General features: G+C 42.9%; 16 protein-coding genes. 14 read left to right on the top strand and 2 right to left on the bottom strand.

From position 1 onward, the window contains the following. Positions 1-132: 132 nt before the first annotated feature. The 10 genes from QUA44_RS08295 (at position 133) to QUA44_RS08250 (ending at position 7,962) form a co-directional block, all read left to right on the top strand. A complete protein-coding gene (locus QUA44_RS08295) occupies positions 133-576 on the top strand; it encodes a hypothetical protein (protein ID WP_333249839.1) in 444 nt (147 codons plus the stop codon). A 34-nt stretch (positions 577-610) separates the two neighbouring features. Then, positions 611-1,186 (top strand): Uma2 family endonuclease, encoded by a 576-nt coding sequence (locus tag QUA44_RS08290; RefSeq protein WP_333249837.1) that lies wholly within the window; start codon positions 611-613, stop codon positions 1,184-1,186. A gap of 90 nt (positions 1,187-1,276) precedes the next feature. Continuing rightward, positions 1,277-2,623, top strand: a complete 1,347-nt coding sequence (locus QUA44_RS08285) for a DNA phosphorothioation system restriction enzyme (protein WP_333249869.1) — start codon at positions 1,277-1,279, stop codon at positions 2,621-2,623. Positions 2,624-2,809: 186 nt separating this feature from the next. Next, entirely contained in the window at positions 2,810-3,085 is a 276-nt protein-coding gene (locus QUA44_RS08280; protein ID WP_333249835.1) for a hypothetical protein, read from the top strand. Continuing rightward, positions 3,082-5,145 (top strand): AAA family ATPase, encoded by a 2,064-nt coding sequence (locus QUA44_RS08275; RefSeq protein ID WP_333249833.1) that lies wholly within the window; start codon positions 3,082-3,084, stop codon positions 5,143-5,145. Before QUA44_RS08280 ends, QUA44_RS08275 begins: the two co-directional genes overlap by 4 nt. Next, positions 5,132-5,791 carry a Uma2 family endonuclease gene (locus QUA44_RS08270; protein ID WP_333249831.1) on the top strand — a complete coding sequence of 220 codons (660 nt, stop codon included), beginning with the start codon at positions 5,132-5,134 and terminating at the stop codon, positions 5,789-5,791. The genes QUA44_RS08275 and QUA44_RS08270 overlap by 14 nt, the downstream gene beginning before the upstream one ends. Before the next feature lie 12 nt (positions 5,792-5,803). Then, entirely contained in the window at positions 5,804-6,124 is a 321-nt protein-coding gene (locus QUA44_RS08265; protein ID WP_333249830.1) for a nucleoside triphosphate pyrophosphohydrolase, read from the top strand. Between the two features lie 80 nt (positions 6,125-6,204). Further along, entirely contained in the window at positions 6,205-6,675 is a 471-nt protein-coding gene (locus QUA44_RS08260; protein WP_333249828.1) for a DNA phosphorothioation-associated protein 4, read from the top strand. 133 nt (positions 6,676-6,808) lie between these two features. Next, entirely contained in the window at positions 6,809-7,732 is a 924-nt protein-coding gene (locus QUA44_RS08255) for an endonuclease/exonuclease/phosphatase family protein (protein WP_333309632.1), read from the top strand. Between the two features lie 14 nt (positions 7,733-7,746). Further along, entirely contained in the window at positions 7,747-7,962 is a 216-nt protein-coding gene (locus QUA44_RS08250; RefSeq protein WP_332972632.1) for a DUF6887 family protein, read from the top strand. Positions 7,963-8,015: 53 nt separating this feature from the next. On the opposite strand, the gene QUA44_RS08245 is transcribed toward QUA44_RS08250, so the two are convergent. Continuing rightward, positions 8,016-9,608, bottom strand: a complete 1,593-nt coding sequence (locus QUA44_RS08245; RefSeq protein ID WP_333249824.1) for a DGQHR domain-containing protein — start codon at positions 9,606-9,608, stop codon at positions 8,016-8,018. A 248-nt stretch (positions 9,609-9,856) separates the two neighbouring features. On the opposite strand from QUA44_RS08245, the gene dndB reads away from it, so the two are divergent. Next, a complete protein-coding gene (gene dndB / locus QUA44_RS08240) occupies positions 9,857-10,978 on the top strand; it encodes a DNA sulfur modification protein DndB (RefSeq protein ID WP_333249822.1) in 1,122 nt (373 codons plus the stop codon). 19 nt (positions 10,979-10,997) lie between these two features. Here the strand turns inward: dndB and QUA44_RS08235 are convergent, their stop codons facing one another. Further along, positions 10,998-11,609 carry a hypothetical protein gene (locus QUA44_RS08235; RefSeq protein ID WP_333249820.1) on the bottom strand — a complete coding sequence of 204 codons (612 nt, stop codon included), beginning with the start codon at positions 11,607-11,609 and terminating at the stop codon, positions 10,998-11,000. Between the two features lie 223 nt (positions 11,610-11,832). Between QUA44_RS08235 and QUA44_RS08230 the strand changes: the two genes are divergently transcribed. The 3 genes from QUA44_RS08230 (at position 11,833) to QUA44_RS08220 (ending at position 15,230) form a co-directional block, all read left to right on the top strand. Then, positions 11,833-12,801, top strand: coding sequence for an HNH endonuclease (locus tag QUA44_RS08230; RefSeq protein ID WP_333249818.1), 969 nt, complete (start codon positions 11,833-11,835; stop codon positions 12,799-12,801). A gap of 22 nt (positions 12,802-12,823) precedes the next feature. Further along, a complete protein-coding gene (gene dndC / locus QUA44_RS08225; RefSeq protein WP_333249816.1) occupies positions 12,824-14,539 on the top strand; it encodes a DNA phosphorothioation system sulfurtransferase DndC in 1,716 nt (571 codons plus the stop codon). Positions 14,540-14,600: 61 nt separating this feature from the next. Then, entirely contained in the window at positions 14,601-15,230 is a 630-nt protein-coding gene (locus QUA44_RS08220; protein WP_333309629.1) for a GxxExxY protein, read from the top strand. Positions 15,231-15,426 lie beyond the last annotated feature (196 nt).

Below are 15,426 nucleotides of genomic sequence, written 5' to 3'. Positions count from 1 at the left end.
GAATATCTTCCCTGTCCGATGTGGACGGATATCAGGCAATAGGTAATAGAATTGAAAGTAGGTGCAAGCACTTCACTTGAGGCTGGCTGCACTTGTCTGTAAAATATTTTGTAATAGCAAGCTGTCAAATTCATGGAAGATTGGTCTAAAGATTTTTTTGGAGTAATGGAAAATGCTGTTTCTGAAGTAGAGCATTTTTTCAGCGACATGGGCGAAGAGTTTGTCGAAATGCTGGACGTTTTGGCAAAAATGTCGGAAGAGTTTACAGAACAAGTACAAAATAATCTGATTAACGACATTGACGGTTATTTTAATGAATTTGATGGTTTATTTAATGAATTTATCGAACCGATAATTGAAATTTGCCGCGACTTCGACCCGGAATTTGATGAGATAGATTTGTCGATGGTGACTTATGTAGACCCTTCGCCGACGCAGCAGCCGGCTTGTCGCGGTTGTCGCAACTATCACGGTCAAGTTTACGGGGGAAATTTGTTGGTTTGTGCGATGCACCCTACGGGTGTGGAATCGGAGAGTTGTGCGGATTGGGAAACAGACGGCGATGCAGATTTTTAATGGCGGAGTTGAGTTGTTGAGGGGTTAATGGCTTATGGTAACGTCAATTCAGTCTCTGTCAAAGATTTCTCTGGAAGAGTTTCTGCTATTGCCAGAGACTAAGCCTGCTAGCGAGTATGTTGACGGTCAAATTTCTCAAAAAGCTATGCCGCAAGGAAAACACAGCAGGTTACAAATCCAATTTTCATCAGCTATTAATCAAGTTGGCCAACCGCAAAAGTTAGCTTTTGCTTTTCCCCAATTGCGCTGTACTTTTGGGGGATGTGCTGTTGTTCCAGATTTAGCAGTATTTGAGTGGTCGCGCATTCCTCTGAATTCTCAGGGAGAAATTGAAAATACGTTTGAAATTGCTCCGGATTGGATAATTGAGGTTTTATCGCCGGATCAAAGTTCAACTCGCGTGATTAAGAAGATTCTGTTTTGCATCAAAAATAAAACTAAACTGGGTTGGTTGATTGACCCGGAAGAAAAATTAGTTCTTGTTTTTAAGCCGCAGCAGCAACCAGAGGCGAAGGAGAATCAGGATATTTTACCTGTGCTCGATGTGCTGTCGGGTTTGCAAATGTCGGCGGCGGATTTGTTTGGGCTGTTAAGTTTCGATCGCCCGTGAGTTACAGTTGAGTATAGGGAATTTTGCATCTAACGGCATTTAAAGGTGAATCGCTCAACGGCTAATAATTCGCAATTTGGGTTTCCGAAAATGCCGCCATCGCTGCAATTGCGACAGTATCAGCGAGTGGCGGTTGCTAATTGGTTTGCGAATCAGGGACGCGGTACGCTGAAGATGGCGACGGGTAGCGGCAAGACGATTACTGCACTGGCGATCGCCACTGAATTATACAATAAAATTAACCTGCAAGTCCTGCTCGTAATTTGCCCTTACTGCCACCTGGTGAATCAGTGGGCGCGGGAATCCGAGAAATTTGGTTTAAAACCTATTTTGGCTTTTGATAGCGCCCGCAGTTGGCAAAATAAGCTGGCTGCTGGTTTGTATGAAGTGCGATCTGGCGAGCGAGCATTCCTCACAATTATCACTACTAATGCTACCTTAATGGGAGATAGCTTGCGATCGCAACTGCGCTATTTCCCAGAAAAAACCCTGATTATTGGAGACGAAGTTCACAACTTAGGCGCGCCCCGTTTAGGAGAAAGTTTGCCGCGCAATATTGGACTGCGACTCGCCCTTTCCGCCACCCCAGAAAGACATTTCGACGAACAGGGAACCGAAGCTATTTTAGATTATTTCGGCCCTGTTTTGCAGCCGGAACTCACCCTGGCTGATGCTATCCGCCAAAAAGCATTAGTACATTATTTATACTATCCGATTTTAGTAGAATTGACCGAAGCCGAAACCCGCAAATATTCCTACTTAACTAAAAAAATTGGCTGGGCGCTTTGGGGCGATGAAAAAGTAGAAGAAAACGATGCTTTAACGACTTTATTAATGCAGCGGGCTCGGTTAATTGGGGCAGCGGCTAATAAATTAGTAGCTTTGCGAGAATTAATGATTCACCGTCTCGACACAAGCCATACTTTATTTTACTGCGGCGACGGTGCGATTGAAGGAGGTGCGCGCCGCAATAACAATCGCCAACTAACAGAAACCGCGAAGTTATTGGGTTCAGAATTAGGCTACCGAGTTAACACTTATACGGCGGCAACTCCTTTAGGAGAAAGAGAACGCTTGCGCCAGCAATTTGAGAGTGGAGAATTGCAAGGTTTAGTCGCGATTCGCTGTTTGGATGAAGGCGTGGATATTCCAGCAATTCGCAATGCTGTAATTTTGGCAAGCAGCAGCAATCCGCGCCAGTTTATTCAGCGCCGGGGACGGATTTTGCGGCCACATCCGGGGAAGGAAAGGGCAACTTTATTTGACATGATAGTTTTGCCTCCAGATTTAGGTCGGGAAACCTTAGAAGTGGAGCGCAATTTGCTGCGAAAAGAGTTGAAGCGGTTCTTGGAATTTGCCGATTTAGCTGACAATGCTGGGGAAGCTAGAGTGAAATTGTTGCAAATTCAAAGACGTTACGGGCTGTTAGACATTTGACATTTACCCGGTTTCGGTTTATGTTTGAGAATATAGAATTATTTTATCCAGGACTTACGCAGAACTTAATTATGTAGGGTGCTTATGGGCGCGCCTTACCGCTATAAGTAGCGCGTCAAACTACTTTTTGCCTAAGTCCTGTTATTGGAGTTTGAGTTGCTAGTTTTTAAGATTGGCCAAAAAAATATGACAGAAAATCTGAATGAAAATTTGATTATGGCTTTTAGATATGAAGATAGCGCGATCGCAGCCGTACAGACAAGCATTTTAGCAGAAAAGCGTTCTTCTTATCAAACTCATCAGGAATTGAGCGACGTACAGGAACCAATTACTAGCGCGCCGACGGAAGTTCGGCAAATTATCGAGCGGGTATTAGAAATTGAAAAAGATAAACTGTACATGAGGGCTCCCCGCTATATTAGCGATGACATTTTGAAAGTTATTAAGGAAGCAATTGTATGAAGCTGATTTCAATTAGTCTGTGCAATTTCCGGCAGTTTTTCGGCCAAACACCCGAAATTAAGCTAGCATGGGGCGCGCAAAATATTACAGTGATTCACGGCAATAACGGTGCTGGAAAAACAGCTTTGATGAATGCATTTACTTGGGGACTTTACGGAAATTTGAGCGCGGGTTTTACGGAAGAACAATCAGTAAATAAACGCGCTATTGCGGAAGCAAAACCGGGCAAACGAGTACCTTGTTGGGTGGAAATCGTGTTTGAACACGACAGCAAGCGCTACCAAGTAAGGCGCAGTTGTCACGCTTACAAAAGTCAAAATAGTGTCGAACACAGCAAAAGCGAATTGTTCATGCAGGTAGCAAAAGATGACGGTCGTTGGATGCTGCCGCCCCAGCATCCTGATGATATTATCGGACGAATTTTGCCGGAAAGTTTGCATCAATATTTCTTTTTTGACGGGGAGCGAATCGAGCAAATTGTCCGCCACGATAAGAAAGCAGAAATTGCTGAAGCTACTAAGGAATTGCTGGGAGTAGAGGTACTGAATCGCTCGATCCGACATTTGGGAGATGCCAGAAAGTCTATAGAAACAGATTTAAGAATGATTGGAAATTCCGAAATTAAGAAACTTTTGAAAGAGAAGCAAAATTTTCAGAAAGAGGTAGAACAATTTTTGCAAAAAAAAGTAGAAATTGAGCAAGAATTGATTCATCAAGGCGAGTTAAGAAAAGCAGTTAACGGTGATTTGCTGCAACTGGGCGGTGCTGCCGAGTTGCAAAATTTGCGAGACGAGTTGGAAAAGCAGCGGAGTTTATTTAAGCAACAAATTGTGCTGGGTTCAGAAGCTATCAAACGAGCAATTTCTGTGCGCGGTTACGCGGTATTTCTGTCGGATGCTGCGGCTGAATTCGACGTAATTGTCGGGGGTTTGCGGGAGAAAGGCGAGTTGCTTTCGGGGATTCAACGGCCGTTTTTGGAAAAGTTATTAGCGCAGCAGCACTGCATCTGCGGTACAGAATTAGTGGAGGGTTCTGAAGCTCGCGAAAATGTTAGCGGTTGGATGGATAAAGCGGGTGTTGGCGATGTGGAAGAAACTACGATTCGGATTAGCGATCGGGTAAATGAAATTGATAGAAAAGTGGCTGATTTCTGGGAGGAAATTGACCGCCAGCAAGGCAATGTCAGCCGATCCAGAGCCGAACTTTCTCGCGTGGAAACACAGTTAGACGATATTCAAAACAAGCTGCGAAACTTTCCAGACGGCGATGTGAGTGGCTTGCAAAAGCGCTTGGATGAAATTGAGGCAAAAATTGGCGATTTGCACCGGGAAACAGGCTCTAACCAGCAGCAGATTGAGAGTTTGAATGCCCAGGTTGTGGCTTTGGACAAGCAAATAGACAAGCAGCAACTGAACGAGCAAAGGCAAGTATTAGCCCAGCGCCGGATTGCTGCGACTCAGGATGCGATCAATCGCCTAACTGAAGTGCGATCGCGCTTAGAAAAACAGTTTTGTTCTCAGTTAGAAAAACGGGTGCAAGATATTTTTAGCGACATTTCTTTTACTCCTTACATCCCCAAATTGAGCGATAAATACGAACTAACGCTAGTAGAAAATACGTCGGGCAAAGAATCTTTAGTTGCCGCTTCTACAGGAGAAAATCAAATTCTCAGTTTATCGTTTATCGGCGGGATTATTGAGGGCGTGCGTGAGTGGAGTCAAAAGAATACTTTGATGGGCCCGGATAGCAGTACCTTTCCAATTGTAATGGATTCTCCCTTTGGCAGTTTGGACGAGATTTATCGCAAGCAAATTGCAAATAAGCTACCGAAGTTGGCGAATCAATTGGTAGTTTTGGTAACAAAAACTCAGTGGCGCGGAGAAGTTGCTCAAGAGATGGAAAGCTGCACCGGCAGGGAATACGTGCTGGTGTACAATTCTCCGAAAGCTGATTGTGAAGAAGATGCGATCGAATTGGCTGGGATGCGCTATCCTTTAGTTAAGCGCAGTCCGAATGAATTTGAATATACAGAAATAGTAGAGGTGGATGATGTCTTCTAGTTCGGTAATCACGCAGGTTTGGGAAACGGATATTTGGGTGAAAGCGACGTGGGAAGAGTTTCTAAATTTTGCTGAGGATGTAACTTGGGAAAAGGGCAAATTTTATTATTGTCAAGAACAAATAAGGGTAGAAATGTCACCAGTAGGGCCATTGCACGGGCATCAACATTCAATTTTTTCATCTGTAGTCAGTCTGTTTGCTACATTGAAAAATATCCGAGTAGTGCAGTTGATTAATGCCAGTTTTCGGAAAACAGGTATTCATGAGTTTCAACCCGATCTAGCTTACTACATTGGTTCAGATTTAAGACTGCCTCCTAATGACAGCAATTCACCTGTTGATTTAAATGAATATGATCCGCCGAATTTAGTAATTGAAATTGGTGCATCTTCTTTTGATGATGATTTAGGCAGCAAGCGGTTGCTTTATGAAGACGCAGGAATTAGCGAATATTGGGTGGATCGTGCGAATAGGCAGGAGGTTTTTGCCTTTGCGATTAATGGCGGTGGTAGCGGGAGAATTCAAGAGTCCCGGGTTTTACCTGGGCTGGAAATCGCCTTAGTTGAGGAAGCTTTGAATCGCAGTGAAACTCAAGATGATGGGGAAATTACTCGCTGGTTGATTCAAACTTTTAGTCAAGGTTGAAGGGAGTTTGACATGGAAAAAAAGTATCATAAGTTGGTGCGCGATCGCATTCCTGAAATTATTCGCCAAAGCGGGAGTGAATGCGAGTTTGTCATTTTGTCCGATCGCGAATACCGTCAAGCTTTGCGCCAGAAATTGATTGAGGAAGCGGGGGAAGCAGCGGTGGCTGATGAGGATGATTTGGTGGCGGAATTGGCTGATTTGTCTGAGGTGATGGATGCGGTGATGCTGAGTTTTGGCATTTCGGGCGATCGGCTTTTGGCCGAAAAAATCAAGCGCCGGGAAGCCAGAGGAAGTTTTGCCCAAAAAATTATGTTATTACGGACATTCTAAAAACTATCTGCGTTAATCTGTGTTTATCTGCTTGACATCTGCGGTTACTCTATCAATTTAAAAATTACATATTAATCCCAATGGTTGCCAACAGAATTAGAATTGCTAAAGATAAAGCCGAGTTAGTCAAATCCTTAACTTTATCGGATAACAACTCCGCGCCCTTTCAGACTTACGCCGATGTCATCGCCTTCGCCGCCGCCTTGGGAAATCAGCGGAAAAAACGATCGCCCTTGGGTGAAATTTCCAAACGAGAACCGGGTGCGATCGACGTTGATATTTTTGTATCGAGGGGTTACGATATGGCGATTAAGTTAATTGCGATCGCCGAAACCAAAAATCCTCAAATTCTCTCCCATCTCGACGAAAAATTGGAAGCAGAACGCTTGCAAATTTTTGAAGAATATGCTAATGGTGGACTGGAAATATTGCGCGAAGAGTTGCGGGGTGCGGCGGATTATACCGATCGCCTGTTGTTGGTTTTGATTTCAGAAAGAGACAACCAACATCGGTCAAATGAAGAATTCGATTTAAGCAAGTTTTTATTCTAATAGGTTCCCAATGAAGCACATATCAGAAGATATAATAAAGAAAGGGCTGAAGGAATTTGCAAAAATTTTCGCTTACAGTTACTCAGGATTTATTATCTGCTATTTCATTCTCAAACTAATCTTTTGGGATCGAATGTGGATTATTGCCTTAATTAGCACTTTTCTGCCCTTAATTTTATTCCCAACTTTCCTGCTTCCCATCATCGGATTGTCAATTATCAAAAAAAGATGGTTCTCGATAATTTCGGCGATATCCTGCATTCTTTTCATAAGTTGGCTGCACATAAAATACTTTTCCCCCTCACCAATCAACATCACAGATTCCCAACCCCACCTCAAAATCTTATCCCATAACCTCGGCTGGTATACAACACAATCACCAACTTTATTTAAACTAATTGAACGCGAAAAACCCGATATTATCTTTTTACAAGAAATCGTTAAAAAACATACCGAAAGAGCTTTCACATGGTTAAAAATAGACTACCCATATCAAATTGGGATTCCTCCGGTAGGAATTCTCAGTAAATATCCCATTGTCTCCAGCGAAATACTGCACTTAGCCGGTCATGCAGAAACGCAGCAGCGAGCAATTATTAAATTTAACGAACAAGAAGTAGTGATTTATAATATGCAAGCTACCGGGCCGTGGTTTAAGAGATATAACATCTTGCCTTTTCTCAAAATTCCAGTTTACAAATATGGACAACGAGGGCCGGAAATTCAAGATTTAGTCCAGCGAGTTGAGCAAGAAACTCTACCGGTAATTGTCGCGGGCGACTTTAACATGACAGACGAAACTCAAGACTACTATAATGTGCAGAAAGTTATGCAAGATTCTTTCCGAAAATCGGGGTTTGGGTTTGGTTTTACTTGGCCTCACGGTTGGGAACTTAAGTTCTTGTTGAAAAGCTCGAATTTGAGATTAAATTATCCCGTTTGTCGGATTGATTATATTTGGTATTCAAAGCATTGGGGTGCTAAATCGAGTTCGGTTTTGGAGGCCACCGAGTCCGATCATTTGCCCGTGGGAGCAGAACTTATTTTGTTAAAATAAAGGAGAGTTTGCGGATGAGCCAAGTTAACTCTAACGCAATGTTGAATGCTGAATTGAAAATGTATTTTCTTAGACATCGAGGAGATAGAGCCGCATTTCAAGCGTACTTAGACAGAATCAATCAGCATCCGCTGAGGATTATTGCAAGTCCCGGCGATCCTGATTTTGATCAGAAAGTTCAAGCCGCAATTCGGCAAAAGTTAGAAGCTGCAAGAAATGGTAGCAGTTAGCTATCTAACAATAGCCTTGAATTGCAAGCAGTTGCATACTATCTTGACATTATCTAGGTAAGAACTGGCGGCAATCCCACCTCTTTCGGATGCACAAACCTGCTATTAAAACTAACAGCTTTATCCTCAAAAGTCCTCGCTTGGGCCACCGCTTGCCGCAAATGAGCCCGATCCATATCATCGTTAATTCCCGCGACCAAATATACAATTAACTTCGCGGCTAAATCCCTTCCAGAAACTAGCATTCGCTTTTTGTTCGGATCGTACAAAATCCCGTACCACGCAGACTCAGGATTGTCCATGTGGCTAAATCCTTCATCCACATCGTACCTGCGGAGTTTGTCGAAAATAGATTTCAGCGAAAATTTCTTTCTAAATACTAGAATTCCCAAAGCATTAGCTAAAGCAATTTGACCGACTGGACGAAACAAAATATTTCCCTCGCCCCCCGGCTTTTCAAAACTAAATCGGCGCAATTCGGCTGTTTCTTCGCCGCTTTCAATTCTTTGATAGCTGGGCAAAGTTGCTAAATGATCGAACAATTTCTGAAACTCTTCAATTCCCTCTTTCAGTTCCTCATCTTCGGGCCGCATGGGAATTAAACCTTTTTTTTCTGGCTTCCAATGGGGGAATTTGTATTCTAAATACCGTTCCGACATATCTTGCAGCGCTTGCAATGTGGTTAACACCGTTGATTTGGCTGCGACTGTCGCACTGTCCCAATTGACGCGGGGATTTCTATCTTCTTGTTCTTTTAATAGGGGATGGGTGACGGCAAGTTTGCGGGCGCAAATCGCAAATCCGTTATCTTCGTTCAATAATGCTAGTTGTCCCTGACTTAGCGTTACCGCCATCAGGTTAACGTGCACAAAGATCGATCGCACGCGCCGTTGTGCTTGCTGTCGCGTTTCCCCCGCTACCGCCGCCGGGATAAACTCAATCCCGATTTTTTCGTGAGCTAATTTATACACTGTTTCGGGGTCGATTTGATACTCCTCTGCTAAATCTTCCAGAGTAATTGCAGCGCCGACAGGTTTTTTATTTTTGTTGTATCTTTGCAGGATTCCGGTTTTAATTAAACTCATTAAACCTTGAACTCCCATCAGCCGATGCTGGCCGTCTAAGGCAAAGATTGAGACTTTTTGAGAGACATTCAAAAGCCCTAAGTTCTCGTTTTTATCAAAGGATGTAAATTCAGCAGCAGATTTAGTTGCTACGCCATTTTTATCCCATTCGTCGGCGTGAGGATTGTCTACCCACGGGGGACTGACGACGACTAAAACTGCGGGGAATTTGTGCGATTTTCGGGCTGCTAAATATTGAGTGAGGGCGGCTTGGCGCGACCAATCTAAGGGACGCTGGATAATTTCGTCAATGGTTTCGTCGTCGCGGACGATGTTGTTGGTTTGGAGGTCGAATTTTTGGCGGAAAAGCGGCATTTGCGAGGCGAAACGGACGCGAGAATCTAACCATTCTAGGGTGACTGAACCGATGTATGCTTCAGTGTTTCCCATCTGGGTTTTTTGTACGAAAATGCGATCGTCCTTTCCTAAATAATTATCTAATAAAAGTGCGATTTCCTGTCTGTCGCTATTTTCTTTTTCTAAAATTTTGCTAGCGAGGTCATCCGCTGGGTTGGTAGTCATTGGCATTTTTTATATAATTAGGCTATCTTTTCAAAAATATCATGAGTTAAACTTTATGTCAACTCTTGTTTTTTAAAAAGTTTTGTGAAATACTTGAGTGATGGAGAACAGTCCCCAGACTGCATACCATATTTATTGCACGATGTCAATGATTTATTTATTTAAACCGCAGATGAACGCAGATAGACGCAGATAAGAGTTATTCCTTTGCGTTTGTCGGCGTGTATTTGCGGTTTCACAAAAAAAATATGTCTACTCCTTCCTTTGAATACATTTTGCCGGTCATCCGGGGAATTCAAGCGGGCCGCGAATATTACGTGTCGATGTGTCCGGTGCGTTTTTTGCCGAAATTGTTTCCCTTTGAATCTGAAGAGTTGCCGCCGTCTATGCGGGCGAAACGCGCGCTTAACAAAGCTAGGATTCCCGAAATTGCTGATTATTTTGTCAAGAATCCTACAAATTATACTTGTGGGGCAATTGCGGCTTCGATTGATGCGGATATTAGTTTTGAAGCTGTGGGAAATGAGGCGGAGGAAAGGAAAATCGGTCGCTTGCGGGTGCCGATGGATGCTAAGTTTACTATTAATGACGGACAGCATCGGCGCGCGGCTTTTGAGATGGCTTTGCAGGAAAATCCGCAGTTGGGATATGAGACGGTGGCGCTGATTTTGTTTCTGGATATTGGGTTGGAAAAGTCGCAGCAGATGTTTGCTGATTTGAACAATTTTCAAGTTCCTTTGGAGTCGTCGCTAAGTCTACTTTACAACCACCGGGGCGATCGCGCTTTGGTTGTAAAATCGGTTGTTAAGCAGGTTGAGGTTTTCCGGTGTTTGACTGAGATGGAGAAAGGGAGTTTGAATGGGCGATCGCCCAAATTGTTTACGCTGAGTGCGATCGATCGTGCGATCGTGGCTTTGCTGTCTAATATTCACGGCAGCGAACAGGCAAAACCCTCTCGTTACCGCGCCACAAAACAGGAAAAAGAGGAAGAACTTACTCAGCAAATACAACTAGCGATTAGTTATTGGAATGCGGTTAGCAGTTTTATTCCTGATTGGCAATTAGTTCTGCACAAGCAAGTTGCGGCGGGGGAAATACGCCGGGATTCCGTACACTGTCACGCTGTTGTACTGGAAAGTTTGGGGGAAGTGGGCGCCGCTTTGCTGTCCGTTTTTCCTGAGAGTTGGGAGGAACATTTGAGCCTTTTGCAGCAGGTTGATTGGTCGATTTCTAATCCTGATTGGGAGGGAGGAATTTGGTTGAAAGGGGGGATTTCGCGATCGAGGGCGAGTGTCAGTTGGATGACTGATTATTTGAACAAGCGGTTGGGCTTGGAAACCGCAGGCGCACCACAGGCGCGACGCCTGTGACACGCTAAAATCTGTGACTTTAATTAAAATAGCGTCGAAACGGTTCTGCAAGAATGCCCAAAATTTGGTCTAGCTGAGTAATGAAATATTCAGTCAAATCAATTTTTAACAACTGATTTTCTAGGATTAGGAATTTCCAGTTTGTACCAGTTGAAACTGCTCCATAAATCGCAGATTGTTCTTGCCCTTTGCGAGCATTAAATATCTGAGCAGCAGCCATCTGAGCCGCACACTGTCCCAATCCTATTCTAATATCGTTGTCTTTTGCTTCAACCAATGTCAAAACTGGAGCAGTCACCAAGGATTGATTGCTCGATGCGCTGAGGAGAAAGTCACAAGCACCTGTTAATCCTTTGCTCTCTTCTACGTTAAATGTGTTGCCGGAAAAGTAGCCAATTTTGTTGTTAAAAGTGCGCCGTATTTCTAGTAAAATGGGGGTAATGATTAATTCCGATCGAGCTTTTTCGGTGCTGATGCTTGAGGCTAAGTCTAAGGTTTCGTCTAGGGTTTGCTTGAGGCGTTCTGAAGGTGCGATCGGGGTGATTTGGCTGAATAAGTGGGGAATGTCTTCAACGGTTAGCTCCAGGGTTGAGACGGCTTGGTCGATCGTTTTGAAGTCGCTGTAGGACATATTTAAGTTGGGGGTGGGAGAGATAATTATTTTGACCGCAGATGCACGCGGACAGTGATATAATTATCTCCTGTTTAGGCTAGAAAATTACTTTTTACTCTGCTGACACTGCTTAAATTGTCGAGTTTCTGCCTTATGGTTTTGCGATTCGGTGCTTAACTATCGGTTGCAAATAGTGTAAAATTTTAGGTTTGATTGTATTTGATCATAGCGGGAGGATAACATGAACACAGGAGAAGAGTCTGAAAATAAGAATTTAGCTTATTATCGCAAACGTTTTGCAGAGCTTAATGTAAGTCGTACACGCCAACGTGGTAGCGCTCATCATAAGCCAATATTACTATTGTCAATCATCGACCTAATTGCTCAAGGAATAATTAGGTATAATCGAATTTATGTTTCAGATGATTTGGTTAAAACATTTAACAAGTATTGGGATGTCTTAGGTTCTGACTCTCATCAGCGTGGTTTGCACTATCCATTTTGGCATTTGGAAAGCGATGGATTCTGGCATAACACACTTAAATCTGGATTCAATGGTTCAAAACCTAAAACAACTAACAAGCTAAGAGAAGCTGTAGAATACGCGAGTTGGGATAATGAATTATTCAATTTACTCCAAGACCAAAATTCTCGCTCGGAATTAATAGATACACTGGTAGCTGTCTGGTTTTCATCTAATAAGGATGATATTGGAGATATTTTGCAAGTTAATCAAGACTTTGAAAATGTTGCTCAGGCAGAAACAGAAATATCAGGCATAGCAGGAAATATTGAGGCAGAACCTCGGTTCTATTTAACAAAATCCGCTGTAAGAAATGCTATTTTTAGGAAAGCCGTAGTACATACGTATGATTACAAATGTGCATTTTGTAGATTAAAAGTCATCAGGAATCTCACTCAAAATATTGTAGATGGCTCACACATTAAGCCATTTTCAAAGTTTTATGACAATCAAATTAATAATGGGATATCATTGTGTAAAAATCATCATTGGGCTTTTGACCAGGGTTGGTTTGCTATAGATGATAATTACAGAATTATCGTCGCTAATGACTTAGAAGAGGAATCGCCAAATGCCAGATGTATGAAAGATTTTCATAGTGAAACTATTCTCCTGCCAACTTTAGCTCAATATCTACCAAGACTTGAATCGCTACACTGGCATCGGGTGAATGTATTTAGAGCTTAACTACCTAACTGAGTTTGAACAAATGACAGAAACAATGCTACCACTTTTTCCACCCCGTACCGTTAGGGACTTAGTAGAAGAAATAAAAAAATTAAGTCAAGAAATTAGAGATTTATATTGTTTAGATGATATTCCTTGGGTGGTCGGATATTCTGGAGGAAAAGATAGCACTACTGTAGTGCAGCTTATATGGTATGCAATAGCAGAATTACCACCTGAAAAAAGAACTAAAAAAATCTATGTAATCACAACGGATACACTGGTAGAAAACCCGATTGTTTCCCTGTGGGTACGTCAGTCATTAAAACAGATGAAGTCTGCTGCTATAGAGCAAAAGTTACCAATAGAACCTCATTTGCTTTATCCAGATGTTAAAGATAGTTTCTGGGTTAACTTGATGGGAAAAGGCTATCCAGCACCGAGACATGGATTTCGCTGGTGTACTGAGCGCCTGAAAATCCTTCCTTCTAATCGATTTGTTCGTGACATGGTGAGAATCAATGGAGAAGTGATTCTAATATTGGGTACTCGCAAAGCTGAAAGTATTAAACGCGCTGTTTCAATGGAGAAACATGAAATAGGTCGAATGAGTGACCGTCTAAATGATAATTCTAGTTCCATTAAATCTCTGCTTTATCAGAGTCCTAGTCTCCCTAATTCCCTAATTTATAGTCCGATTGAAGATTGGCGAACTGATGAAGTCTGGATTTATCTGAATCAGTGGCCTAATCCTTGGGACAATAGCAACAAAGATTTATTCACCATGTATCGAGGTGCAACTGCAGATAATGAATGTCCTTTAGTTGTCGATACTTCTACCCCTAGCTGCGGCAGTTCTCGCTTTGGCTGCTGGGTTTGCACAATGGTAAGCCAAGATAAATCTATGGAGGCAATGATTCAAAACGATGAGGAAAAAGAATGGATGCAGCCTCTCCTCGATATTCGCAACGAATTAGATATAAAAGACGATCGCCCAAAAAGAGACTTTCGACGCATCTACGGTAGAGTAGAACTGTTTGAACGCAACATGGGCGACGACAAAACCTCCGTCGAACCCATCCCAGGCCCCTACACCAAATTTTGGCGAGAACACTGGCTGAGGCGAGTCTTGGAAGCACAAACCCACATCCGCAAAACCGCACCCCTAGAAATGCGCGACATTACCTTAATTACCCCGGAAGAACTTAGCGAAATCCGCCGCATTTGGCTGGAACAAAAGCACGAATTTGATGATAGTTTGCCCCGGATTTACGAAGAAGTCACCGGCGAACCTTTTGCAGATTCCCGTCCCGCAGCCGAAAGAAAACTGCTAGGTAGCGACGAATGGACTGCGATCGAAGAAATTTGCAGCGAGGACAAAATGCACCTTGAATTGATGGCCAAACTCCTTGATACAGAACGCCAATACTACACAAAACCCCGCCGTACAGGCATTTACGCCGATTTGGATAAATGCTTTGAAACCAGTTCGCGATCGCAGGAGGAAGCCATTGGTAACGCCCACTATCAACGCAACTTAAAAACAGCGGTGGATGCTGTTAAAGCAAATCCGACTGAGAATATTCAGCAAGTCAAAGATGCGATCGCCCAAACCAACAGTTCCGCAAAAAACGATACGGTTGATATTGCCAAACTTAAAGAAGAACTCGAAAGCAACAGCAATCAAAGCAGACAGCTATCTTGGGCGGATATTAAATTTTCACCGCCCAATTCAGGAGAGGAAAAACCTAGCGATTAGCACGCCCTAGCCTGCGGTTAAACCCAAACTTGTTGACAGCCACTCCGTGCGATCGCATATAATGGTTTTTCAACTAACCGCAGCATTAACAAACCACCATCGTTTAAATTACACAATTTTTACGACCATGCTTGACCCTAATATTCCCCATCAGGATCTTACATACAGCATCATCGGTTGTGCAATGAGAGTACACCGGAGGACACAAAAAGGTTTAAGAGAAAAACATTACCAAAGAGCATTTGATGCAGAAATGCTGAAATCCAGTATTACAACAGAAATGGAATCTCCCCGACAAATTTATGACGGTCAAGTTTGGATGGGAATTCTCTATCTAGACCATTGGGTAAATGAATGTATTGTAGTAGAAGATAAAGCCGTAAATTATCCAATGACCGATAAAGACCAAGCTCAAATCATAGCTTACTTAGCATCGACAGGAGCGAAAGTAGGTTTATTTATCAACTTTGGTCGCAGTAAATTAGAATATCACCGCATTCTCCCACCAAAATCCGTACAAGGTTGGCAACAACACATTCAACCATACTTGTGGCGGCCGAAAACAAATGGCAGAGGTTGGACGAGAGGAAGTGCAGGAACCTATGAAGAAACAGATGACGAACTCCCATTACCTCCCAACATTCAGCCCCAAAACGAAGAGGAAGATTCAACCGATGTAATTGATTGGTAGCAAGGGAGGAGGGCGGTTAGCAGCGGATTTTGTAACGGATGTAACGGATGATTAGCAACGGATTCGGTAACGGATTTAACGGATGATTAGTCACTGATTAATTATCAAATCAAATCGCTTCCTAATATTTTCCCACCAACCCACAATCCATCCGTTAAATCCGTTACAAAATCCGCTGCTAACCGCCGCCCAACCA

The organism is Microcoleus sp. N9_A2 (genome assembly GCF_036701775.1).
In the GTDB taxonomy this organism is placed as follows: Bacteria; Cyanobacteriota; Cyanobacteriia; order Cyanobacteriales; family Microcoleaceae; genus Microcoleus.
This window is presented reverse-complemented; position numbering and strand designations above follow the sequence as displayed.